Below are 23,938 nucleotides of genomic sequence, written 5' to 3' on the forward strand. Positions count from 1 at the left end.
TTTCTCAATCTGGTGATTATGGCATGAAGGTAACACCCCTTCCCATACCGAACAGGTCGGTTAAGCTTCAATGCGCCAATGGTACTGCAGGGGTAACTTTGTGGGAGAGTAGGTCGTCGCCAGGTAAGCAAAAAACCACTAAGTTTAACTTAGTGGTTTTTATTTTGCGTAAATATAATTGAGATTTTTGATAAGGCAACTATTAACCACATATGATTTTTTATATTCTCAGATAACTTTATGCCTTCTAATTTTCATGAAATGTTATTCAATATATATGAACATATCTTTTAGAAGCGGTAGTATGAAAATTGTAGCAAAATCGATAGAAGTAGTTGATTGGACTGATACAAAGGGGAATATATGGCCTTGGCTATATATAAATTCTCTCCCTATTACTGTATTAAACCAAATTTTTTTATCTCAAATAGAGTTGATGCTTTAAAATAGTTGTTTGAAGTAGAGAAAACTAATTAATAGAAAATATGAATTTGATGCAGTGTAAAAAAGCCATAGATTGTAATTTTAACCCAGGGAGAAATCCTTGGGGCTTATTTTTTTTGTATGAAAATAGCTAGGCGTTCACATAGCTAATTAGGTAGTAATTATCCAATAAAAGGTATTAATCCAAGGATAATTAAGCAGGAAGGTATTCAAGATTCAAGAAGGTATAAAGAGATGTTTAAGCATTCCAAATACATTTGGAATGCTTCTGAAGTAATTGTGTCGTTTGTCATAATAATCTCCTCCCATTGTTTTATCATATTTTTTGTGGAAATGAGTTGAAATGCCAATATTTATTCCATCTGAACAAGGGATTGAGAAGCATTAGATAACGGTTGCATGGAATTTAAAACTGAAAGGTATTTACCAAGTAGATCTTTTCGTTAATAATCTTTGTTGCTATTTGAGGGTCTGCACTGTCAAGTACGATTTTCACTGACCTTATAGGAATATCCAGTTCCCTCAACAGTAGTACAAGAAGTACACGCTGTAATGCTTCAGTGTTGTATATACGCCAACCGGATTGTGGGTCGCGCTGACTGTGAAAAAGCATCTTTTCTTCCCAGTGACGAAGCGTGCTACTCGTCAGTCCAAGCTTCGCTGGCACCTGATGAATTGGTTCAAAATGGCTCATTCAAGCACCTTCTTTTCAATATATGAGGTTCCCTATAGGATAATAATATCATTTGAGTCAATTGCAATAGAAATTATTTTTTTGCCACGAAGATACTAAACAGTAGTTACATCACATTTTACTATTCCGATACAATATAAAAAGTGTATCTTAGTATAATTTTAACTATATCTATTATATTGATTTTAAATAATAGATATAAAAATTAATATAATAGATATAATAAATGGTTGTATCGACTCCTTTTTCTTTTTATCATAAAAAAATAGTATTCCCGAAATGATAAGCATTGCTATTCCTGCTATGATACTTAATAATACTGTAATTTGATTAATAATCTTGATATACGATATTTCATAAATAATTCTTAAAATAAAATAACCTATAGCAAAACCAAGAGATACAGACTCTATGTTGTTGGTAAATGTTTTCATATAATCACCCCACGACACAAATATTTACTTTATTATACTATTTATACCAAAAATTCTATATAAGAAATTAAAATATATTTTGCTTAGTATAAAATAAAAACCACTTAATATAATAATAATAAGAAAACACAAAAATCGTCAAATATGCGAAATGCGACGTAAAAATACCATAAAATTCATTGTCTGAATAATACGGTATTTAAGCAAGATATTCGTTTTTTAGGGTTATAACGTTTAATATAAATGTTGTAAAATAGATAGTTTACGCTATCGTTCTAAAAAATACTAACTACAGTAATAATGCCATTCCATAGCCATTTGTATAACTGCCATCAGGTAATAACTTATCATTCTTGAATGTTCCTTCTATTTCAAACCCTAGTTTCATGTACAAACTTATAGCTGCAAAGTTATTAGTGTCTACTTCAAGTGTTATTCGTGATATACGATTTTCTCTTGCCCAATTAATGCATGCTTCCATCATTTTCTTGCCAATACCCATTCCACAATATTCTATACTAATTGCTATTCCAAATTTAGCACAATGCCTTATTCTTTTTCGAGTATTTCCATTCAAACTACATATTCCAACTATCTTCCCATCAATTTCACCAATAATCGTTAAGTCAACTTCTGAATCCAACTGACTCTGAATAAATTTCTCTTCTTGTTCAACAGTTAATATAAATTCATCAGGATCTCTTAATAAAAAAGTGGTTTCTTTCTCTACTTTTTTAATGAGTTTTATCAATTTCTCTGCGTCTTTCACTTCAGCATGTCTTATAGTTATTATTCCTTTATGTGTAGTGTATTCGACTTGTTCTAATTTGCTCATTTTTTCTCCTCCTAGCTAAGTAAATTGTATTAAGATATCTTAGCATTTACTTCTCATTATATCAATTCGGTCGCATTAATTCTAGCTATTGTAAATGCATTCATCAAGCATATTACTATTTAATACCGTATTATTCAAATTTCAAGGTACAAAAGTTGTAGGAGCATTAAATTAACTAGGGTAGTAAACTTAGTTATTAGTGTGCCTAATACAGTTGGAATATTTGGAGCAATTATAATGACAATGGAAATATGAATATAAATATACCTATTGGAAACAAGAATGAGTTAGGAACATTAGCTTCAGCTGTCTAAGGGAAAAACAGAATTTAAAATAAAACTACCTTTTAATTAACAGGAATAAAAAATTGAAAAAATAAATAGAGCAAAAATAAATTAAGTACCTCCTTTAGCAAAAAAAACTGTTCCAATTTTTGTAGGGGATCTGACGCCTTACAAAGATTGGAATAGTTTTTTTTGTTGGGGGCTATATTAGGGTGAGAATCATCTCATGCTTTGATAATTAGTCGTTTTTATTCAACCACTTATTAAGCACATCTATATATTTTTCATTCTCTTCTACGAAGGGCATATGGCGACTGAATTCAAATAACTCCCACTGCGAATTTGGAATCTTGTCATACATTGTTTTTGCAATAAGTGGTGAGCAAAGATCAACCAAACCGCTGATGATTAAAGAAGGTTCTTTAATATCTTCAATCTCCTTCATAAAATCAAAGTTTTTTAATGTGCCAGATGGGCTGAATTCATTTTGACCCCATGCAGTTACATAAGCTTCTGTTCCAGAAACCTTTGGACGGCTTAAGCATTTTGGAGAATCCGGTCCTACTAGGCCTGCGCAGTGACGAAGCATGAATTCTGCTTCTGCTTCCTTATATTCTTTTGATGAATAATCTCCGGATTTTTCTGCTTTTGCAATGGCATCTTGCATTTCTAGCGGAAGATATGCAACTCTTCTACGCTGTTCCTTTTCCCAAAGCGAGGCAGATGGTAAAGTACTGGATAAGATGTAACTCTTGATTCCTTCTGGTTTGTATTCGCAGGCATATTGAATTGCCTGCATGCCTCCCCAAGATTGTCCCAGTAAGTGGATTTCGTCTAGGCCTAAGTGTTTACGTAACTGGATTAATTCTTCAATCCATGTTTTTGCACACCACAAGTCAGGACGGGAAGGGATTGCGGACAATCCGCATCCCAATTGGTCATACATAATAACCGCACGTCCATCTTCCGCAACTTTGTCAAGTACTTCAAAATAATTATGTGTAGAACCCGGTCCGCCGTGTAATAAAACCAATGGTTTTTTATTTCCTGTGCATTCACCTACTATACGATAGTAAGTCTTATATTCTAGATATGGAATATAGCCTTCAGTAATCTTCATAATCAATCTCCTTATGTATATTTGTATTTACTAACAATAATTATGTCTTTTGTAAATTCGTAAACCTTAGTATTTAATTCTTCATCATCAGCCTAGTACTATACAACTTTTTAAGTCTACCTTTTAAATATTATTTGACCCATTAAATTATACATCCCATGCTCATCTCATTTATGATTTTAAACTATCTGATATTCCTTTGAAGAAATTTCCAATAGAGGCACAAATACTTGCGAACCAACCTTTAGCCTTATCACTATCTAATGTATTTTTCATTGTATTAGCTACACCCTCAAGCTGTCCTTTTACTTTGCTGTAATCCAAGTTTAATTTATTTACATTTGTCATTAATCCAACAATACCATTTACATCATCTTTAGACAGAGTGTAATTGTAATTATTTGTTACATTATTTACTATTTTTGTTATACCTTCCTCAGTCTTAGGTTTATCTTTTATAACTTCATTCTTTACTTCATTGATTAATCCCGCAGCTTTATCTTGTCCGATTTTTTCACCTAGTTTGCCTGTAACTGCGACCTCTTCATTAGCTGTTTTCTTTGTACTTTCATCTAATTTCTTACCGTCTTTACTATTTTCGAATCCCTTTAATATGCCAGTCATAGCTGCCGTACCTGATACAGAGAATGGTGCAGAGACTTTAACATCAGCATTCTCAATGCCTGCTGTAATTAGGGCGTTTTTTATCATACTAGCATTTACCCAAGTTACATTATGTGTATTAACTACTAAACCACCAGTAGTTGTTGGCTCAATATAGGAACATGATATCGCCTTATTACCTAATTGACCTTTAGATACTGTACCTCCTAGATATTTCTTCTCCTCGCTAGATGTTACTTCGACAACACTTGCACTATTCTTATCTACACCAAAATACTTTAGCATGTCCTCTTTCTGTTGATTCGTCAAATCATACCCTATAGTAACACTCTTATATGAATCAGCGTAGACATTGCTTATAGGTGTTGCAAACAAACTTGCTGTTAACATTACACCTAAGACTAATTTTTTATTCATTTAACAAGACCTCCATATTCTACATTATTTTACTGTTGTGACTTAGATATATTATAACCTAAATTATATTAATTTGGTAAACGAATTTTTTGATATTAGTTTATTATACGGATTCTTACATCTCTTCGGCCCCAATTAAGTACTTCAGCTTCTGTATTAAAAAATACATCTATGAGATTATTTTTAATAGCGGAACCAGTATCTGATGCAATAGCATATCCGTAGCCTTCTATATAAACTTTAGAGCCCATTGGTATAACACTAGGGTCAACAGCTATAGTGCTATATCCATTTGGATTTCTAGTTGTTCTAGAACCTGATGATGTAAAACCACCCATTGAATATGCGGTTGATTGCATAATGAAGTAGTTAGTTGATTTTGATAAATCAATAGGTATAGCATCAGAATTAGACGTTGAACTTTTACTAGAAGCTAATTGTCTAGACAGAGTAGCGGTCTTGATTGCTTCTAGTTCTTTTAATATTTTTGCAGCGGCTAATTCTTTTGCATTTTTGTCAGCAATTAATTTAGTTTCTTTTTTAGTTACGTTGCTAAGAAGCACCTTGTGTTCCTTTATGTCTTTACTTAATTTTGTTAGAATAATTTCATTATTTGTTTTTAGCGCTGATAATTTATTATTCTCATTAGTTAAAGTGTCTTTATGTTTTATTATAGAAGTTCTTTGTTCTTCTATTTTAGCAATGAGATTTTTATCATACTCTATTATCCTTTCAAGTGTATCTACTCTCGATATAAGATCACTAAAACTAGTTGAAGCTAAAAGTACCTCAAGATAACTATCTACACTATTTATATACATAGCTCTTGCTCTTTTTTCAAACAAATCTTCTTGATCGATAGCGCTTTTTTCTACAATTTCTAATTTAGTTTGTGTTTTGTTTATATCTTGAGCGATGTCATTCATTTTAGCTTTGTTAATGTCAATTTTATTTAACACCTTATCAAGTTCATTGTTGAAATTCTTTACTTGTATTTGTAAAGCTTTTTTGCTGCTTTGAGCTTGTTCTAATTCAGATGTTTGATTAGTACTTGGTGCAGCAAAAGTATTCACATTGATAGTTAGTGTTAATATTAGCATCATAACAACAGATATTATTTTTTTATTCATTTACTAACCTCCTTAAAATGGTTATAAATATTAATAATATTTTTTATTATATTGTAACGTGATAAATAATTATGTTAAAAAGCGTATATTCGTTATTTTTAAAAAAAGACTAATTAATTTCTTTTTTAAATTTTAGGCTATGTTAGACAACAATGAGTATAATATATAGTATTAAAAATAACCCCTTTCATCTTTTTGAAATTGTAATTCCACCAAAAGATTCAACTTTGCAAATCTCTATCATTTCAGTCTGGCATTGATTACACGCTATTTTCATTTCCTAATCCTCCATACTCTATTAATTATCTTCATTTTATATCATTGTCGCTACACTTCATTATACAATTGTTTCTAATCTTGATGCAAACTTTTTACTTATATAATTCATTTCTTCCAATGGACAGTGATATATAAGATGGCTTATCTTCATAAATAGTTGCAGCATTATACAAAAGCAGGTAAAATCAATGTATAATTGTATGTTTTTTATGAGGGGATGAAAAAATGTCTATTAATCTAGCTTTATTAATATTATTATTTCTAGTTATCTTATATATTACCATTATTGAAATATTTACAATAATTTTTATGATTACTGGAGTGTCTAGTACCAGGGCTAAATTTCAAGTTATTTCACTGCTTACAAATTGTGGTTTCACAACAACCGAAAGTGAAATAATTGTTTCTTCTCGAAAAAGGCGAAAAATTGCTATTACAATTATGCTTTTCGGTAATATCTTTAATGTGGCCATAGTTTCACTTTTGGTCAACATGGTTATATCTTTTTCAAAAAATAAAGATTTCAATGCATTCCGATCTATTTTATATCTTTTGGGCTTTATGGTTTTTATTACAATAATAAGGAAGATACCATTTTTTAGAGTAACCTTTGATAATATCGTAAAGCGTATAGCAACAAAGGTAATATTTACTAAGAAGGCGAATCCGATGTTAATTTTTGATAATTTTCATGGATTTGTAATTGTAGAGATAAAGATTGTTGAGGTTCCTGAAAAGCTTAATAATAGGACTTTATTGGAGTCAACAATTAGCAAGGACTATGGAATAAGAGTTCTAAATATTAAAAGAGATGATTTGTTAATGGGGGATATTTCAAAGGATGAAGTGATTATGAAAAATGATAGAGTACTGGTTTATGGACCTTTAGCCAATATCATTGATGTATTTGAACAAAAGCCTTCCCTTTATAGTAGAGCAAGCTAGAATTAGAAAGGTACATAGGTTTGAGGTATGCACTTTTAGCTAAAAAAATATAAATTGCTATTTTATTATCATAGAAATAATCTATAAGGAAGGATTTGATTATAGAAAATATCAATTAGACAGGTATTATTAAAGATGTTACACTGATGCGTAAACTATGGACCAAACAATATAAATATAGAGGAATTGATTTAAGGAAACAAAAAATATTAGAATGGCTTCATAAATAAAAAGGAGAGATTCGCATGGGTAAAATCATTGACTTTAATTGTACATATGATAATTCTATAGGAATGTTTAAAGAAGTTACACAAAAAACAAATCTGCAGTTTCCAGAAGCTTATAAACATTGGGATAGCATGACGATACTTGCGAAAGAGTTAAAAGAGCATGATAAGTCACCATTTTGTGAATTACCATTTTGTCATACAGTTGAAGGCGAGGCAATGGGTGGAAGCATTAATTATGGGGATGATAAAATAGGGCCAAGAGCGAAGGATTATATATGCACAACTGCAGAAGAGATATTAGCCTTACCAGAAATTGATTATTCAAAAGGACGTATATCAGAAGTCTTAAAAGCCTGTGAATATCTAAGGAAAAAGGGAGAAAATGTTGTGTTGTATGTTTCAGGTCCTTTTACTATTATGAATGTATTGATAGATCCGCGTCATGTTTTTAAAATCTTCAAAAAAAACCCAGAGGCTATGAAGGATATTTTTCATAAGTTCCAAAATGAAATATTGCGTTTTATAGCAGAGGCTCAAAAATCGGGGGTCAATATGATTAGTTATGGTGATTCATCTGGAGGATTAAATATTTTAGGGCCTAAGGTTTCAGAGCAAGTGGTAGAGATGTTTACTTATCCATTACTAAAAAGTATAGAAGAAATCCTCAGTGATGAAACCATTGTATTACTTTGTCCAAAAACCACCTTTGCATTACTCGGAACAGATAAAGCGGTATGGAAAGATATTCAAATGAAAGCCCCTATAAAATATGCTAAGGCTTGTGTAGAAGTGATTGGTAAAGCAAAATTTATTGGGCAAATGTGTATTAAAAATAAAGAATTTGAATTGAAAAATGGAATAATTAAAGCAATTGATTTGCTTTAGTTGTTATATTGAAGTGTACTTTATGTTCCCTCAGACTAATCTTTGAGGGATTTTTTGCAATTAAACAAGACTGATATTCTTATTTTAAAAAACAATTCTGCTATATTAAAAAAAATATAGAATTTTTCTGAGATAAGTAATACAATGATATTAAAATGTAGAAATATAAAGAAAAAAGTATAATAAAAATATAAACTAAAACTAAATAAAGGAGGTCTTATTGTATGGAAGCAATAATTATTATAATGACTACAATACTTACATTTATTGTTTTTCTAGCATCATTTTTAATAGATAAAAGAAGACTTATAAATGGCTTTTTATTTAATATATTTTTGATGTCACTATTTATGGCTATAACATATTGTGCATTTAAAACTCAAAATCGTATTTTAATTGGCTTTGTACTTATTATATTTATTATATTAGGAATAGTCCTATTCTTTGCTGTTTATGCACTGATAATTGCATTACTAATTAATTCAAAAATTGTTATAAAGAAAGAAGGACGAAGCATTTCTAATTTGTTAACACTATTTTTAGCAATAGGATTAATAGGTATATTAATATGGTCAGCTATTAATCCAGAAAGGTTTTTGCCGAAAGAGGCAAATGCGATATTAAGTTGTGTTTACTTGATAGGAGTCTACTATTGTATTGATATATTTAATTTTTTGGTAGCATCTTTAATATATCAATTTAACAAACCTAAGCTGAATCAAGATTTTGTTATTATATTAGGATGTGGATTAAATAAAGACAAGGTTACACCTCTACTTGCTAGTCGTATAAACAAAGGAATTGAATTTTACAAAAAGCAAGCAAGAGTAACCACACCTCCAAAGATGATTTTTTCAGGAGGAAAGGGTAATGATGAGGAAATATCAGAAGCACTAGCTATGTGTAGATATGCAATTTCTAATGGAGTTCCAGAGGAAGATTGTATTATGGAGGATAAATCAGTAAATACATTGCAAAATATGAGATTTTCTAATGAAATTATGAAAAAAATAAAAGGTAGTAGTGTATATAATAGTATATTTGTTACAAATAACTTTCATCTATTTAGAGCAGGAATTTATGCTAAAAAGGCAGAATTAAAATCTCAAGGAATAGCTTCCAAGACGGCAAAGTTCTTCATTCCAAATGCATTAATTAGGGAATATATCGCAATAGCAGTTATGTATAAAAAAAGACATATAATTGTAGTAAGTATTATTTTAGCAATAGGTATTGCACTAGCCTTTGTTGAACATTTTGCTATAGTAGGTTAAACACATATAAAATAACATTCCATTAAGAAAATGCTTAGTTGAGTAGCTTTTTTCTTCAAGCTTGCTTATACGACTACTCCATCAATAATATTCAAATCTAAACAAACATGTTATAATAAAGTAAAAAAATTGTATTAACAAAGAGTAATCACAAATTTGGTTATTTTAAATGGCAAGTGGCGTGTGTCACATTTATAGAAAGGGAACTACGTAAATAAAGGAGCTATTAGATATATGAATTTTTATTTCGCACCTATGGAAGGCTTGACTGGGTACATTTATAGAAATGCCCATAATACTTTTTTCAATAATATAGATAAATACTTTTCACCTTTTATTTTTGCAAATCAAAGTGAAAGTTTTAAAACTCGGGAATTAAATGATATTTTGCCTGAAAACAACCAAGGACTAGTTTTGATTCCACAATTACTAACCAATAATGCAAAAGATTTTATACATACTTCAAAGAAAATAAAGCTGATGGGATATAATGAGATTAATTTAAATTTAGGATGCCCTTCTGGAACTGTAGTTTCAAAAAATAGAGGATCTGGATTTCTTTCAAAAAGAGAAGAACTTGATGTGTTTTTAGATGAAGTTTTTTCTGAGTCTATAACAAAAATCTCATTAAAAATCAGGATAGGGAAAGATAAGCCTGAAGAATTTTATGATTTAATTGAAATATTTAACAAATACTCTATAGAAGAGCTTATTATTCATCCAAGGATTCAAAAAGATTTTTATAAAAATAAGCCTAATCTGAAAATATTTAAGGAAGCCTTGAGTTTAAGTAAAAATCCTGTTTGCTATAATGGTGACATTTTTACAATCAAAGATTACAAGGAGTTTTCGGCTGATTTCCCTAGTGTAGATACTGTAATGTTTGGCAGGGGATTATTAAGAAGTCCTGGACTAATCAGCAGTATTACAAATGATATTAAACTTGAAAAAAAATTACTAAAAGACTTTCATGATAAAATTTATGAAGATTATAAAAGAATACTCTTTGGAGATAGGAATGTCTTGTTTAAAATGAAAGAATTATGGTTTTATATGATTACGGTATTTTCTGATAATGCAAAATATGCAAAAAAAATTAAGAAATCAGAAAGATTATGCGATTATGATGAAGCTGTTTCAAGCTTATTCAGAGAACAGGATGTTCTAGAAAATTGAAAAATATTCTTATTGAAAAGGCAAAAATGATATTGGAGTTTTCCAATATCATTTTTGTTTTTTGAAGAGTAGGTTAAGAAAAATGAAAGGCTTATAGCATTATAATAAGGCACAGGTTTTCATGGGTTTTCATGATGAAAAAAAGTTTGAGTTAAGCTTGTAATGTATATCTCTTAGGTATACAATGAAACTATACGGTTTTGGTATACATTTGAGGAATGTGTTTACAAGTATGGTTGATACAGTAAAATATATTAATTAGATGGATTCCAAAGGTGAAAAAGAATTGGCGGAGTCACCTGAGTTTGATGAGTTTTGATTGCGGCAGTTCAATGTTGTGGTTTTACAGATTTAACAAAACGACATTCATGAAACCGTGTTAATTAAAGGGAGGTGTATTAATGTTTTTTAAGACTAGGCAGCAACATGAAATTTTGAGGACAAAAATAAGAGAGTTTGCACAGGAGGAAGTTAAACCTATTGCATTTATGTTAGACCTAGAAAATAAATTTCCAACGGATGCGATTAATAAGTTAGCTGATATGGGGATGATGGGGATCCCATATCCAAAAGAGTACGGTGGAGCAGGTCTGGACATAATTAGCTATGCAATCGCCGTTGAGGAATTATCAAGAGTGGACGGTGGGACAGGCGTAATACTATCCGCTCATACATCCTTGGGTGCGTACCCAATTTATGCCTATGGAACAGAGGAGCAAAAACAAAAATACTTGGTTCCATTGGCAAAGGGAGAGAAAATTGGCGCATTCGGTCTTACCGAAGAAAATGCTGGTAGTGATGCAGGTGGTACGGAGACAACTGCAGTCCTAGAAGGTGATTATTACATTTTGAATGGTGAAAAAATCTTTATAACCAATGCAGGGAAGGCTGATATTTACATTGTTTTTGCAGTTACATCGCCGAATATAGGTATTCGTGGCATCAGTGCGTTTATTGTAGAGAAGGGCCTAGAAGGATTTAGTATTGGCAAGCATTATGACAAGATGGGTATTCGTTCGTCAGCCACTGCAGAACTGATTTTCAACGACGTGAAAGTTCCTAAGGAAAATCTATTAGGCAGTGAGTGTGATGGTTTCAAGATTGCTATGGCAACTTTGGATGGTGGCCGTATTGGTATTGCAGCTCAGGCTCTTGGAATAGCTCAAGGCGCTTATGAGAATGCTTTGGAGTACTCAAAAGAAAGAATTCAATTTGGCAAACCTATCTGTCAGCAACAGATTATCGGTTTTAAGTTGGCCGATATGGCGACAAAGCTTAGAGCAGCTAGATTACTTATTTATAGTGCTGCGGAGCTTAAAGAAAATCATGAACATTACAGTATGGAAGCTGCTATGGCGAAACAATACGCTTCTGACGTTTGCCTTGAGATTGTAAATGATGCTCTTCAAATATTTGGTGGAAACGGCTATTTGAAAGGTATGGAGGTTGAGCGTGCCTACAGGGATGCTAAGATTTGTACAATATATGAAGGAACTAATGAGATTCAACGTGTGGTTATAGCTGCTCACATAATAGGTAAGATGCCGAAGAATGAGCACGCAAGTAAAGTTTCGAAGCCTGTGCCTGCAACGGGTTATCGAAAGAAAGTTATTTTCAAAAAAGGAACACCACAGGAAAGGGTCCAAGCGCTTGTGGAAGCTCTTAAGGCAGATAATTATGACTTTACAGTTGGGATTCCTTTAGATACTCCTATTACTAAGGCTGAAAGGGTAGTTAGCGTAGGTCTAGGCATAGGAGAAAGACAAAATATGAAGCTTATAGAAGACTTGGCAGTTCAAGTTGGTGCAGCTATAGGGTCTTCACGTCCAGTAGCTGAAACACTTAAATATTTACCACTGAATCGTTATGTTGGTATGTCTGGTCAAAAATTCAAGGGAAACCTTTACATTGCCTGCGGTATTTCAGGGGCAGGTCAGCATTTGAAAGGTATAAAAGATACGACTACAATTGTTGCTATAAATATCAATCCTAATGCGAAAATTTTTAAGAACTCAGATTACGGTATTGTTGGTGATTTAATGGAAATATTGCCATTACTCACTGCCGCTTTAGATAATGGAGAAACAAAGAAGGAGGCTCCACCAATGAAGAAGATGAAGATGGCCGCTGAAAAGAAAGCTATTCCAACTTGGAAACATTATGTATGTAACGGATGCGGTTATGAATACGATCCTAGCATTGGTGAACCAGAAGGTGAAGTAGTACAGGGTACTCTCTTTGAAAATATACCGCAGGAGTGGACTTGCCCTGCTTGCGGTGAAGAAAAAGATATGTTTATAGAAGTCTGATTCCTATAATAATTAAACATAATAATGTGTTTTTAGTGTAAAGGAGGATTATATGTATGTATTGTGTTAGAAAAATAACTGAGGATCTTTATTGGGTTGGTGGAAGCGATCGTCGTCTTGCTCTCTTTGAAAATATTCATCCAATTCCACGAGGTGTTTCCTATAATTCTTATCTACTAATAGACGAGAAGACAGTACTTTTTGATACAGTGGACTGGTCAATTTGCCGTCAGTTCCTTGAGAATATTCAACATGTTTTAGGCAACAAATCTTTAGATTATATGGTGATTAATCATATGGAACCGGATCATGCAGCGTGTATTGAAGAAATTATTCTTCGTTATCCGGATGTAAAGATTATATGTACCCAAAAGGCTTCTTTGTTTATGCATCAGTTCGGTTTCCATATCGATGGCAACGTAATAGAAGTTAGTGAAGGAGATACTATGTCCTTTGGAAAACACAACGTTACATTTGTGGCAGCTCCAATGGTACATTGGCCAGAAGCTATGGTGACATATGATGCTACCGACGGTGTATTATTTTCCGCTGATGCCTTTGGTTCTTTCGGCTCCTTGGATGGTCAGCTGTTTAATGATGAGATGAACTTTGACCGCGATTGGATTGACGATGCCAGAAGGTATTATACAAACATCGTAGGTAAGTATGGGCCTCATGTTCAGAATCTTTTGAAGAAGGCGAGCAGCATCGACATCAAGATTATTTGCCCGCTACATGGACCGGTATGGCGCAATGATTTGGGGTACTTGTTAGATAAGTACGACAAGTGGAGCAGATACGCACCTGAGGAAAATGGCGTAATGATAGTTTATGGAACAATGTACGGCAATACGGAGGCCGCTGCAAGCGACTTGGCAACAAGGCTTGTGGAAAAGGGAATGACGAATGTGGTTATGTATGATGTTTCAAAAACTCATGTTTCTTATTTGATTTCTGAGACATTCAAATATAGTCATGTAGTTCTTGCCTGCGTAACCTATAACTTGAAGATTTATCCACCGATGCTGAATTATATAATGGATATGAAGGCATTAAATCTTCAAAAACGAACTTTCACTCTTATAGAAAATGGCTCATGGGCTCCTCAATCTGGCAAATTAATGCGTGAACTTTTGGGTGAGATGAAAGAAATGACTATTTTAGACAATGAGATGTCATTGAACTCCAGTATGAAAGAAGATGATGCGGATTCAATGGATGCCATTGCAGACAGCATTATCGAGTCAATGAAGTAATTTTAGAAAAATATAAAGTTGGGACCTGATCATGGATAAAATCCGTGATCAGGTCCCTTTTGCTGTACATGTTAATATTAAATTTATAACCTCATTTTGATTTTAAGACTATTGACTAAAGTAGGTAATTAGAATATAATTCGTTCAAAGGATTAAACCATTAAACTATTGAGGTGAAATATGGAAAAAGATAAAAGTCTAGAAGGGACTCTACAGAAATTTAAAGATTGTATACCTCTTTTCGATGTATTAGCAGATGAACATAGGCAAACTATAATAATGATACTTGCAAAAGAAAAAGAAGGACTAAATGTTAATTTAATAGCTGAGAAGATGATACTTTCAAGACCAGCTGTTTCTCATCATTTAAAGGTATTAAAACAAGTAAGGATTATTGATGTGAGAAAAGAAGGTACTGAAAATATTTATTATCTTACATTAAAACCGGCGATTGAAAAAATCAAGCATTTTCTAAGTTCTATAGAAAATACTTGTGGTTTATAAAACGAAGTTATAGACTTATAAAAATTATTACAAACTTTTTTATATGTTAATGAGTAAAATAAATAAGTGTACAGGTATCGGAATTTGTCAACATAGTTGTCGCAATTCCTACTTTTAATCTTTCTATGACGATACCTCCACTATACCCTGAAGCTCTTCTTCCCTTATTGGATTCAATGATACATATTTGGGCAAATCCCAGTTTCTGATTTTTCCACTCCATCGCTCAGGATGCTTGTCCTTTGCCATTGCATAAACTAATTTTCTATTCTTTATAATATTTTCACCCAAACCATAATGCCTCTGGTATGGGGTCAAGTATTGAATGCCACTATGCATATGGACATGATTATACCAGTGTACAAATTTTTTTACCCACTCACGTGCATCTTGAATAGTGGCAAACCCACCATTAGGGAATGTTGGCACATACTTCATTGTCTTGAACAATGATTCAGAGTAAGGATTGTCGTTGCTCACTCTAGGCCTTGAGAAGGAGCTTTGAACTCCTAGCTTCTCTAAGGTAGCCAAGAAGGTTGCAGCCTTCATAGGGCTTCCATTATCAGAATGAAGCACAAGAGGATTACCAGATATTTTTTGGGCAAGTAGAGCCCGTTTTACAAGGATTTGAGCATACTCAGCGTTCTCTGTTTCCCATACCTCATAGCCCACAATCATACGGCTGAACATATCGAGAATGAGGTATAACTTAAAGTATAGACCTTTCACAGAGCCATCAAGCCACGTTATATCCCATGTCCAGACTTGGTTTTGTGCGGTTGCTATGTGAGTAGGAGGGACTCTTTTCACAGGCTCTTTTGTTTTAGACCTGTGAGTGTTTTGTTTTTCTTCTTTAAGGATTCTGTGAATCGTAGATTCTGATGCTAAGTAAATCCCTTGATCAGCCAGCTTTGGCACTATCTGTCCAGGCACTAAATTAGCGTACTCTTTATTGTTTACAATTTGGAGAACCTCGATTCTTTCTTCAATACTAAGCTTATTTTTAGGAGGTTTCCTCTTTGCTATTGGCCGTTTATCTTCCATAGATTCAGTACTCTTAGACCATCGTTGGTATGTCCTAGTAGATATTCCCACTTCACCGCAAGATGGCTTTAAACGTGCCCCTGCATGTATGGTTTCGTCAATCAGTTCTATAGCTTTCTTGCGATCTGAGGCACTGATCATTCTTCCTCTTGGTCCCCCCAAATCGCATGGACGTTTTTTCTTAGCACTAGAAGTGCTGCGGTTTCAGCTAAGGCTTTTTCTTTGAATCTTAATTCTTTTTCAATTATTTTGTTTTTATCTTTTTCTTCTTTCAGTTCAGCTTTCAACTTTTTAGGGTCTTCCATGCTGCCATTGTTTGCATTCATACATTGTATCTTCCATATTTCTATGTCCTGAGAGTAGATTCCCTTTCGTCTACAATATTCACTAAGATCCTGCTCGGTTAAGGAGGCCGCTTCAAGTACCATGTGGAATTTATCCTCTGATGTCCAATTTCCGCTTAACCTTGAATTTTTTAATCCTGATTTTATTTCTGATTCTTTAATCCATTGATAAATGGTGCCTTTGTTTATCTTTTTATCGATAGAAACTTTTAAGACACTTTCTTTTTCAGGTCCCATTACCCTAGCAAGTACTCCTTTTTTTATTTCTTCAGAATATCCAATTTTTCTTACCATGCTATATTTCCCCTCTCGTAAAGTCTATACTGTATATTATACTAATATTTTCTCTACGACAACTATCCTAACACATAGGGGTATGTACAGGAGATAATAAAAGGAGTAGGTTGTTATATGATGAAAGTGAATGTTGAAAAGTGTATTGGTTGTGGGAAATGTGTTAAGGATTGTTTTCCAGAAGACATAGAAATGGTTGAAGATAAAGCTAAAATTAATAATGTGACTTGCATAAAATGTGGACATTGTATAGCGGTGTGCCCCATGAATGCAATAGTAACTGATGAATACAATATGGAAGAGGTAGTTAATTATAATAAAGACGAATTTTTAGTGGAGGCTGATAAGTTACTAAACTTCATTAAATTTAGAAGAACTATAAGACAATTTAAGGATAAAGAGGTAGAAGAAGAAAAGTTATCGAAAATTATAGAAGCTGGAAGATTTACTCAAACAGGTAGTAACATGCAAGATGTTTCTTACATAGTTGTAAGAGAAGGACTACAAGAGCTTAAAGCTTTAACACTAGAAGCTTTAAAGCAAACTGGAGAACATATGTTAGCTAATTTAACACCACAGACTATTATGTATAAGAGGTATGCCGAGATGTGGATAAAAATGTACGATGCATATAAAGAAAACCCTAAATTAAATGATAAGTTATTTTTCAATGCTCCAACAGTAATAATTGTTACAGCTAACTCAGAAATACATGGAGGATTAGCTTCTTCAAATATGGAGCTTATGACAAATGCCTTAGGACTTGGGACATTATTCAGTGGATTTTTCATAAGAGCTGCACAATCAAATGAAAAGATTAGAGGTTTTCTTGGAGTTAAGGAAGGAAAGCAAATAGTGTCATGTATGGTAATAGGATATCCTAATGTGAAATATTTAAGAACAGTGCCAAGAAAAGAAGCAGATATATGTTGGAAATAAAAGTTGTTGAAGATTAGAGGAAGCAGTAGGATATCATTTTTTTATATAATTTTTGAGAGATTTGTGGAATAGGTTTATGTAATTTTTCATTTCTCCTTTTAAGTCTTTATTTGTAGCAGCTATGATTCTAATGTTAATTGGTATAGTATTTTTCCCACCGAGTCTTGTTATACATCCTTCTTCGTAACCAAAAAGTTCACTCTCAATTAGATTTTTGGGAATAGCACCACAATTTATTACTTTTTAGAAGAAGAGGAGTATTTAAAAAATATATTATATAAGGATTTTCAATCACATAAGTCAGATCAGGCTACTAATGGTACTCTATCTCCGGAAGAACGAAAAAATATACAAACAGAGGTGGATCAATTAACTTCAGGAATTAATAGAATTGCTATAGATACAGAATTTAATACAATGGGAAAGTCTCAAATTAAAAAAACGCAAGTTAAATGTCTTGCGTTTTTGTTATGCAGTTTTTGGGGGAAAGTTAAGTTTTTTAAATTTGAATATTATACAGTTTCAGACAAGTAATTTGAAAATTCTACAATTTTTACGTATAATAAGCAGGAACTACAAAATCCTATAAGTACTTTGAATGCTTTTGGATATATAGGAAGGAGGGGTTTAAAATGAAAATTTTACTTATAGATGACGAGGAGGGCATTTTAAATTTAGTCCGTATGAACCTGGAATTGGAAGGATTTGAGGTAGTAACTAGTGCTACTGGTAATATCGGAATCAAGAAATTTCAAGATGAAAAACCAGACTTAGTGCTACTTGATTTAATGCTACCTGATTTAAATGGCTATGAAGTTATGAAGAGAATGCAACAGATTAATAGGGAAATTCCCATTATTCTTCTTACTGCAAAGGGCCAACTCAATGATAAACTCCTAGGTTTACAGTTAGGGGCAGATGATTATATTACAAAGCCCTTTGATAGTCGGGAAATTATACTGCGTATACGAGTAATTTTAAGGCGAATAAATCAATCAAAGCTTCTTAATGAAAATTCTGAAAATAAAATAGAAAAAGGATTCATTAAACTACTAAAAGCTGAAAGAAAGATTTTTATAGATTCTGTAGAAGTGCAATTTACTTTTCGTGAATTTGAAACTATAAATCTTTTAATACAAAATATTAATAAGGTTTTTACTAGAAAAGAGCTACTAGAAAAGCTTTGGGGCTATGATTATGAGGGTAACACAAGGGCTGTTGACATTCATATAGAACGAATTCGTAAAAAGTTTAAAATGCATGGAAATGCTATTCAAACTATTTATGGTGCCGGATACAGATTAGAGGTATGAAATGAAAATTGGTATAAAAAATAAAATCGTAATTATGAATATAGCCATTTTGCTTCCAGTTTTGCTTATTGTATGCTTAATTACTATTGGTAACCTTTATAAAAATATACTAGATAGCTCTATTACCATGTTAAAACAAGAGAGTTACAACAGTCAATTAAATATCATTACCTATTTAGAGAACGAAAAAAATGTAGGGTTGCCAGTGCTTCTTAAAAATATGGGCCCTTTTATTGCTAAAAATTTATCTGATCATTATAAATTCAGAATTCAACTATACAACAAGGATGGACTAGTAGGAGATTCTGAAGAATACCCTATAATTTCAGAGAATAAAGATGTGATTCATGCACTTTCAGGAACCAAATCCTATATTATAAAAAAAATTGAAAATAAGCAATACATTTTATTTTCCAGTCCACTTTATTTTGAAGAAGAAACTATTGGTTGCTTTCGATATATTTATCCCTTAGATAAAGAAATCGGACTAGTTAAAAATACCAGTGTAGCTATGTTGCTTCTAGGCATATTAGCACTGTTTTTTTCTATTTTCTTAAGCAATATATTTTCTAGAAAAATTGTAAGTCCCATTGTATCCTTAAAAAGAGCTTCTCAGAAGGTTGCAAATGGAGATTTTACAAATACTATAGAAATCGATACCACAGATGAAATAAAGGACTTAGCAGACTCTTTTAACCTTATGTCCACTAATATCAGTAATTCTATTTTAAAATTAAAAGATGAAAAAGCAAATCAAAAAAGATTTTTAGATAACGTTACCCATGAATTAAAAACACCTATAACCTCAATCATTGGATATGCAGATTTACTTCCTAGAGTAAAGACGCAGGAAGACAAAATTCAATGTTGTGATTATATCCAAAAGGGTGGACATCGCTTACTTTGTCTTGTGGAAGAATTGTTAAATCTCTCTAAATTAAATAAGGAAGATTTCCAAATGGAAGCAAAGCAAACAAATATTAAAGTAGTAATAGAGGAAAGCTTGTTAATTTTAAAGCCTAGATTAGAGAAATACAATATTTCTATAGAAACATTGTTATTTGACCATTTCCTTTGGATAGATGAACAAAGAACAGAACAAGTATTTTTAAATATATTTGACAATGCTATTAAATATAGCGATTGTACTTCTATTGTTATAAAAATGTTCGACGCGGCAGGGCCATTAATTGTTTCAATTTCAGATAATGGTGAAGGCATACCAAAGGAGCATTTGGAAAAGATTTTTGAGCCTTTTTATACTGCAAATAAAACGGTACAAAATCAATATGGGGGTATGGGACTTGGACTTGCAATTTGCAAGGAGATTATGAAAAAAGAGCAGGGTGATATTTCTATAAGTAGTGACAAGGGAACAAAAGTGGAATTATTTTTTGAATTGTTACAAAGCTGATACAATTTTGATGTAATTCTGAAAACGTTTTTTGCTATTATAAGGAGGAAGAGAAAAATAAATATTTTAAAGAAATATAAAAAATTATTTATTATTTATTTTGTTTTTATGCTATCGTTAGGAATCATAATATTTTGGCAATATAAAAAAAATTATGATCATTTAGTACTTATTCAGGATAGAGAACAAGTTTTAGAGGCTGCACGGACCTCTACGCCTGTAAAATTAGAAGTTTATAGTAACCGTTGGGGGAAGGCTGTTATTTCTGATAGTAAGACTATTGAGAATATATGGAATGTTATAGACGCGATGTCTAAGAGCAGTCCCTTGCAAGAGAGCCAAAATACGTATAATTCTGATGAAATCAGTGGCACCATTTATTATTTAAATGGTAAAAAATCTACATTTAGCTTAGGAACTTACCTAAAAATTAGCGCTATTATATATGGAAATCCTAAAGATAAGCCTTATGTGGATAAGCTTAAAAATTATGTGTATGAAATTTTATGTCGTCCTGAAAATCTAAGCAACCTTATTAATGAACGAAATAAAGTTACCGTAGTAGATAGCGATAATAATATACAAAAATGTGGTAGTGATGATAAAACCTCTATTCGTAATAAAATACTAAAATGCTCTAAAATTCAGGATAATGAAGCACTAGAAGAAGCAATAAATACAAAGGGAAAAGTGTTATACCATATAAAAACCTATATGGAAAAAGAAAGTAGTTCTATTATAAATACAAAAGAAACTTCCTATGCAATTATAAATATTGATGTATATAAAAATGGATATATTGTTATTCAAGATTTTAGTAATGAGGTAGTAAATGCAATATATATGAAAGGAAATTTACTAGAGGTTTGTAAAAACATCAGTAAAACTGGTATTTAATTTTTATATTTCATATATTTTGGAGGTATCTTAATGAAAGCTTATAAATTTACTGTATTTATTCTACTCTTGTTTTGTTTTACATTGTTAACTGCATGCAATAAAAACCAAGGTGTTTATCCTAATTTACAAGGTGAAAAAATTTTGGTTTATGTGGCATTTCATGAAGATGAGGCTAAACCATTATTAGAAGGATTTAAACAAAAAACTGGTTGTGAGTATTCCATTTTGCGATTTCCTACTGGGGAGGCTTTAGCTCGGGTAATGGAGGAAAAAAAAGATCCTAAAGCAGATGTTTTTTTAGGAGGCACAGTAGATGCCCATGAGTCCATGAAAAGAGAAGGTATAATTGAAAAATATATATCTAAAAATGCCAGTTCCATTCCTGAAAGATATAAAGATAAAGATGGGTATTGGACAGGACTTTATATAGAAGCTTTATCTATTGGTATCAATAAAGAACGATGGGAGGCGGAGTTTAAATCAAAGGGTATAAAGCAGCCAGAAAGCTTTGAAGATTTGTTAAACCCTGCTTTTAAAGGTGAAATTATTATTCCAGATCCAAAAACCTCCGGCACCGGATACACTTTTGTTTCTTATCTTGTACAATCTATGGGAAAAGAAAAAGCCTTAGAATATATAGGCAAACTCAACCGTAATGTGGCACAAGTTACTGCAAATGGATTTACTCCAGCGCAAAAGGTAGGTATTGGTGAATATTTAATTGCTGTTAATTTTATAAATCAACAGCTTATAGTTAAAAAATCTGGATTTAATATACAATCTAAAATTCCTAAAGATGTGGGATGGACCCTTTGTGCAGTTTCTAAAATTAAAAATGGTCCAGACTCTAAGGCTGCAAATGCTTTTATAGATTATTGCTTAACGCTAGAAGCTGGCAATGCTCTGAAAAATTTTTCTATGGCCATGTCTACAAGAGAAGATGTATCCATTCCAGAGGGGGGACAAAAGTTAAAGGATATTCTATCTAATGAAAAATATGATTTTAAAAAAGCAGCTATTGATAAAAAAGATATGCTAGATGCCCTTGAAAAGATCAATCCCTAAATTTATATATAAATCAATATTCTTAAATAAAAAAATTAAAAAGAAAGGTGGATGAAACCAATGGGAAATTTATTTAGTTTTTTAAAACCCGCTACACCTATTGAGAGATTACCAAAAGAAAAAATTGATCCAGCTTATAAGAAATACCGTTTACAAGTGTTTATAAGTATATATATTGGTTATATGGGTTACTACTTTGTTAGGAGTAACTTTTCACTAGCTAAGATGTATCTCATTCATGAAGGATTTACAAAAACACAGCTTGGTTTAGTTGCCTCTGCGCTAGGAATGGCTTATGGTATCAGCAAATTTGTTATGGGTAATGTATCTGATAGGTCAAATGCGAAGTATTTTCTAGGTATCGGTTTAATTTTGTCTGGGATTATAAATTTGTTTTTTCCACTTACCTCAAGCCTTACCGTAATGTTTATATTGATGCTTGCCAATGGATGGGTTCAAGGTATGGGATGGCCACCATGTGGAAGAATAATAACCCACTGGTTCTCAGATAAAGAACGTGGACTTAAAATGTCTATTTGGAATACCGCACATAATGTGGGTGGTGGATTTATAGCCGTTATTGCTCTTCTTGGTGTTCAAATATTTGGAAGTTGGAAAGGGATTTTTTATTTACCTGCTATTATTGCAATAGTTATTGGAACAATGTATATGGTTTTTGCAAAAGATACACCTCAATCTGTGGGACTTCCTCCTATAGAAGAATATAAAAATGATTACCCTGCTGTAAAGGTAAAAGATAGGGAAAAGGAAATGACTGGAAAAGAAATACTATTTAAATATGTACTCAATAATAAATATTTATGGTATATCGCTCTTGCAAACGGTTTTGTGTATATGGTAAGATATGGTATTATTAATTGGGCTCCACTATACCTACAAGAAGTAAAAGGTTTTAATGTTAAAGAATCAGCAATTGCATTTTCTTTATTTGAATATGCTGCAATTCCGGGTACTATACTTATAGGATGGATAAGTGATAAAATATTCCACGGTCGTCGTGCACCAGTAGGTGTAGCTTGCATGGTAGGGGTTACAGCTGGAGTGTTTATTTATTGGCAATCTTCAAGTATTTTAGCAATAAACATTACCTTAGCTTTAATAGGTGCCTTAATATATGGACCCGTTATGCTTATTGGAGTAAGTGCCTTAGATCTAGTTCCTAAAAAAGCCGCTGGTACTGCTGCTGGATTTACAGGACTTTTTGGATATCTTATTGGACAAGTTTCAGCTGAAATTGTAATGGGAATGGTGGTAGATAAATTCAACTGGGATGGAGGATTCACGCTTCTTATGGTTTCTGCTGTACTTGCTATTGTATTTCTATCCCTTACTTGGAACGTACATGATAGGTCAAAACCAGAAGCTGAAGATACTACTGTTGCAAGCTAAATAGATACTTAACATGTAAATATTTATTAAAGGGGCTATCTCGCTATAGAAAATACTTTCTATTTTGAGACAGCCCTTTTTTATTACTTAACCTAGTTTTTTTATTTTTAAAAAATTCCTAAATTTTACATAAAAATTGTACATTTATAGGAAGTTAACATATATATTGCAGTAAATTACTGTATAGTATATAATTAAATTAATAAAGTGATTAAAAAATGTATTGGCATATATGTATATCAAATGGATGTGATTATAAATGGTTATAATATTTTTTTTCCTTCAAGCTTTAGTTTTCTTAATTTCGTTATTTTTGTGCAATATTATATTGAAATTAATTGAAAAGAAATTGTCCAAAGCACAATATGGATTTAC

At 32.1% G+C, this 23,938-nt stretch carries 21 protein-coding genes, 1 rRNA gene and 1 pseudogene; 15 read left to right on the plus strand and 8 right to left on the minus strand.

What is annotated here, in order from left to right; genetic code table 11:
* The first annotated feature begins 8 nt into the window (after positions 1–8).
* Positions 9–125 (plus strand): 5S ribosomal RNA (gene rrf / locus Ctaglu_RS08610).
* A 725-nt stretch (positions 126–850) separates the two neighbouring features.
* Here the strand turns inward: rrf and Ctaglu_RS26475 are convergent.
* The 6 genes from Ctaglu_RS26475 to Ctaglu_RS26360 form a co-directional block, all read right to left on the minus strand.
* On the minus strand, positions 851–1,138 hold the full coding sequence (locus Ctaglu_RS26475) for a MerR family transcriptional regulator (RefSeq protein WP_125000070.1): 288 nt from the start codon (positions 1,136–1,138) through the stop codon (positions 851–853).
* A gap of 185 nt (positions 1,139–1,323) precedes the next feature.
* Positions 1,324–1,572, minus strand: a complete 249-nt coding sequence (locus Ctaglu_RS08620) for an LPXTG cell wall anchor domain-containing protein (RefSeq protein WP_125000072.1) — start codon at positions 1,570–1,572, stop codon at positions 1,324–1,326.
* Positions 1,573–1,861: 289 nt separating this feature from the next.
* Positions 1,862–2,407 (minus strand): GNAT family N-acetyltransferase, encoded by a 546-nt coding sequence (locus tag Ctaglu_RS08625; RefSeq protein WP_125000074.1) that lies wholly within the window; start codon positions 2,405–2,407, stop codon positions 1,862–1,864.
* Positions 2,408–2,929: 522 nt separating this feature from the next.
* Positions 2,930–3,811, minus strand: coding sequence for a proline iminopeptidase (gene pepI / locus Ctaglu_RS08630; RefSeq protein ID WP_125000076.1), 882 nt, complete (start codon positions 3,809–3,811; stop codon positions 2,930–2,932).
* Positions 3,812–3,982: 171 nt separating this feature from the next.
* The gene (locus Ctaglu_RS08635; RefSeq protein ID WP_125000078.1) at positions 3,983–4,852 is read right to left on the minus strand and encodes a DUF1002 domain-containing protein; all 870 of its coding nucleotides are present in this window, start codon (positions 4,850–4,852) and stop codon (positions 3,983–3,985) included.
* A 95-nt stretch (positions 4,853–4,947) separates the two neighbouring features.
* Positions 4,948–5,982, minus strand: a complete 1,035-nt coding sequence (locus Ctaglu_RS26360) for a 3D domain-containing protein (protein ID WP_125000080.1) — start codon at positions 5,980–5,982, stop codon at positions 4,948–4,950.
* A 504-nt stretch (positions 5,983–6,486) separates the two neighbouring features.
* On the opposite strand from Ctaglu_RS26360, the gene Ctaglu_RS08645 reads away from it, so the two are divergent.
* From Ctaglu_RS08645 to Ctaglu_RS08675, 7 genes are all read left to right on the plus strand, one after another.
* Positions 6,487–7,206, plus strand: a complete 720-nt coding sequence (locus Ctaglu_RS08645) for a TrkA C-terminal domain-containing protein (RefSeq protein WP_125000082.1) — start codon at positions 6,487–6,489, stop codon at positions 7,204–7,206.
* A 245-nt stretch (positions 7,207–7,451) separates the two neighbouring features.
* Positions 7,452–8,321: a uroporphyrinogen decarboxylase family protein gene (locus tag Ctaglu_RS08650; RefSeq protein WP_125000084.1), complete on the plus strand. Its 870-nt coding sequence runs from the start codon at positions 7,452–7,454 to the stop codon at positions 8,319–8,321.
* 224 nt (positions 8,322–8,545) lie between these two features.
* The gene (locus Ctaglu_RS08655) at positions 8,546–9,595 is read left to right on the plus strand and encodes a YdcF family protein (protein ID WP_125000086.1); all 1,050 of its coding nucleotides are present in this window, start codon (positions 8,546–8,548) and stop codon (positions 9,593–9,595) included.
* 234 nt (positions 9,596–9,829) lie between these two features.
* Positions 9,830–10,771, plus strand: a complete 942-nt coding sequence (locus tag Ctaglu_RS08660; RefSeq protein ID WP_125000088.1) for a tRNA dihydrouridine synthase — start codon at positions 9,830–9,832, stop codon at positions 10,769–10,771.
* Between the two features lie 401 nt (positions 10,772–11,172).
* Positions 11,173–13,080, plus strand: a complete 1,908-nt coding sequence (locus Ctaglu_RS08665) for an acyl-CoA dehydrogenase family protein (protein WP_125000090.1) — start codon at positions 11,173–11,175, stop codon at positions 13,078–13,080.
* Positions 13,081–13,136: 56 nt separating this feature from the next.
* Positions 13,137–14,336, plus strand: a complete 1,200-nt coding sequence (locus Ctaglu_RS08670; protein ID WP_125000092.1) for an FprA family A-type flavoprotein — start codon at positions 13,137–13,139, stop codon at positions 14,334–14,336.
* A gap of 180 nt (positions 14,337–14,516) precedes the next feature.
* Positions 14,517–14,840, plus strand: coding sequence for an ArsR/SmtB family transcription factor (locus Ctaglu_RS08675; protein ID WP_125000094.1), 324 nt, complete (start codon positions 14,517–14,519; stop codon positions 14,838–14,840).
* A gap of 123 nt (positions 14,841–14,963) precedes the next feature.
* Here Ctaglu_RS08675 and Ctaglu_RS08680 read toward each other — a convergent pair.
* Positions 14,964–16,522 (minus strand): IS3 family transposase gene (locus Ctaglu_RS08680; RefSeq protein WP_125000096.1). Its coding sequence is split into 2 segments (ribosomal slippage): positions 14,964–16,066 and positions 16,066–16,522, totalling 1,560 coding nucleotides; the frame shifts between segments, so codons are not numbered across the junction.
* A gap of 117 nt (positions 16,523–16,639) precedes the next feature.
* On the opposite strand from Ctaglu_RS08680, the gene Ctaglu_RS08685 reads away from it, so the two are divergent.
* Positions 16,640–17,461, plus strand: coding sequence for a nitroreductase family protein (locus Ctaglu_RS08685; protein ID WP_125000098.1), 822 nt, complete (start codon positions 16,640–16,642; stop codon positions 17,459–17,461).
* An 84-nt stretch (positions 17,462–17,545) separates the two neighbouring features.
* Here the strand turns inward: Ctaglu_RS08685 and Ctaglu_RS08690 are convergent.
* A pseudogene (locus tag Ctaglu_RS08690) lies at positions 17,546–17,698 on the minus strand (sigma 54-interacting transcriptional regulator); the annotation flags it as partial.
* A gap of 33 nt (positions 17,699–17,731) precedes the next feature.
* Here Ctaglu_RS08690 and Ctaglu_RS25880 point away from each other — a divergent pair.
* The 6 genes from Ctaglu_RS25880 to Ctaglu_RS08720 all read left to right on the plus strand — a co-directional run bounded on the left by Ctaglu_RS25880 (position 17,732) and on the right by Ctaglu_RS08720 (position 23,563).
* The gene (locus Ctaglu_RS25880) at positions 17,732–17,995 is read left to right on the plus strand and encodes a flagellin N-terminal helical domain-containing protein (RefSeq protein WP_267901264.1); all 264 of its coding nucleotides are present in this window, start codon (positions 17,732–17,734) and stop codon (positions 17,993–17,995) included.
* A 98-nt stretch (positions 17,996–18,093) separates the two neighbouring features.
* Positions 18,094–18,774: a response regulator transcription factor gene (locus tag Ctaglu_RS08700; RefSeq protein ID WP_125000102.1), complete on the plus strand. Its 681-nt coding sequence runs from the start codon at positions 18,094–18,096 to the stop codon at positions 18,772–18,774.
* 1 nt (position 18,775) lies between these two features.
* Positions 18,776–20,188, plus strand: a complete 1,413-nt coding sequence (locus Ctaglu_RS08705; RefSeq protein WP_125000104.1) for a sensor histidine kinase — start codon at positions 18,776–18,778, stop codon at positions 20,186–20,188.
* Positions 20,189–20,296: 108 nt separating this feature from the next.
* The gene (locus Ctaglu_RS08710; protein ID WP_125000106.1) at positions 20,297–21,085 is read left to right on the plus strand and encodes a DUF3919 family protein; all 789 of its coding nucleotides are present in this window, start codon (positions 20,297–20,299) and stop codon (positions 21,083–21,085) included.
* Positions 21,086–21,118: 33 nt separating this feature from the next.
* On the plus strand, positions 21,119–22,153 hold the full coding sequence (locus tag Ctaglu_RS08715; RefSeq protein ID WP_125000108.1) for an ABC transporter substrate-binding protein: 1,035 nt from the start codon (positions 21,119–21,121) through the stop codon (positions 22,151–22,153).
* Positions 22,154–22,213: 60 nt separating this feature from the next.
* Positions 22,214–23,563, plus strand: coding sequence for an MFS transporter (locus Ctaglu_RS08720; protein WP_125000110.1), 1,350 nt, complete (start codon positions 22,214–22,216; stop codon positions 23,561–23,563).
* The last annotated feature ends 375 nt before the right edge of the window (positions 23,564–23,938 follow it).

Origin of the sequence: Clostridium tagluense (assembly GCF_003865095.1) — a bacterium.
Taxonomy (GTDB): Bacteria; Bacillota; Clostridia; order Clostridiales; family Clostridiaceae; genus Clostridium_AD; species Clostridium_AD tagluense.

Coding starts and splice junctions, on each gene's coding strand:
- Ctaglu_RS26475 (WP_125000070.1), bottom strand. CDS start 1,138: ATGAGCCATTTTGAACCAATTCATCAGGTGCCAGCGAAGCTTGGACTG.
- Ctaglu_RS08620 (WP_125000072.1), bottom strand. CDS start 1,572: ATGAAAACATTTACCAACAACATAGAGTCTGTATCTCTTGGTTTTGCT.
- Ctaglu_RS08625 (WP_125000074.1), bottom strand. CDS start 2,407: ATGAGCAAATTAGAACAAGTCGAATACACTACACATAAAGGAATAATA.
- pepI (WP_125000076.1), bottom strand. CDS start 3,811: ATGAAGATTACTGAAGGCTATATTCCATATCTAGAATATAAGACTTAC.
- Ctaglu_RS08635 (WP_125000078.1), bottom strand. CDS start 4,852: ATGAATAAAAAATTAGTCTTAGGTGTAATGTTAACAGCAAGTTTGTTT.
- Ctaglu_RS26360 (WP_125000080.1), bottom strand. CDS start 5,982: ATGAATAAAAAAATAATATCTGTTGTTATGATGCTAATATTAACACTA.
- Ctaglu_RS08645 (WP_125000082.1), top strand. CDS start 6,487: ATGTCTATTAATCTAGCTTTATTAATATTATTATTTCTAGTTATCTTA.
- Ctaglu_RS08650 (WP_125000084.1), top strand. CDS start 7,452: ATGGGTAAAATCATTGACTTTAATTGTACATATGATAATTCTATAGGA.
- Ctaglu_RS08655 (WP_125000086.1), top strand. CDS start 8,546: ATGGAAGCAATAATTATTATAATGACTACAATACTTACATTTATTGTT.
- Ctaglu_RS08660 (WP_125000088.1), top strand. CDS start 9,830: ATGAATTTTTATTTCGCACCTATGGAAGGCTTGACTGGGTACATTTAT.
- Ctaglu_RS08665 (WP_125000090.1), top strand. CDS start 11,173: ATGTTTTTTAAGACTAGGCAGCAACATGAAATTTTGAGGACAAAAATA.
- Ctaglu_RS08670 (WP_125000092.1), top strand. CDS start 13,137: ATGTATTGTGTTAGAAAAATAACTGAGGATCTTTATTGGGTTGGTGGA.
- Ctaglu_RS08675 (WP_125000094.1), top strand. CDS start 14,517: ATGGAAAAAGATAAAAGTCTAGAAGGGACTCTACAGAAATTTAAAGAT.
- Ctaglu_RS08685 (WP_125000098.1), top strand. CDS start 16,640: ATGATGAAAGTGAATGTTGAAAAGTGTATTGGTTGTGGGAAATGTGTT.
- Ctaglu_RS08700 (WP_125000102.1), top strand. CDS start 18,094: ATGAAAATTTTACTTATAGATGACGAGGAGGGCATTTTAAATTTAGTC.
- Ctaglu_RS08705 (WP_125000104.1), top strand. CDS start 18,776: ATGAAAATTGGTATAAAAAATAAAATCGTAATTATGAATATAGCCATT.
- Ctaglu_RS08710 (WP_125000106.1), top strand. CDS start 20,297: ATGCTATCGTTAGGAATCATAATATTTTGGCAATATAAAAAAAATTAT.
- Ctaglu_RS08715 (WP_125000108.1), top strand. CDS start 21,119: ATGAAAGCTTATAAATTTACTGTATTTATTCTACTCTTGTTTTGTTTT.
- Ctaglu_RS08720 (WP_125000110.1), top strand. CDS start 22,214: ATGGGAAATTTATTTAGTTTTTTAAAACCCGCTACACCTATTGAGAGA.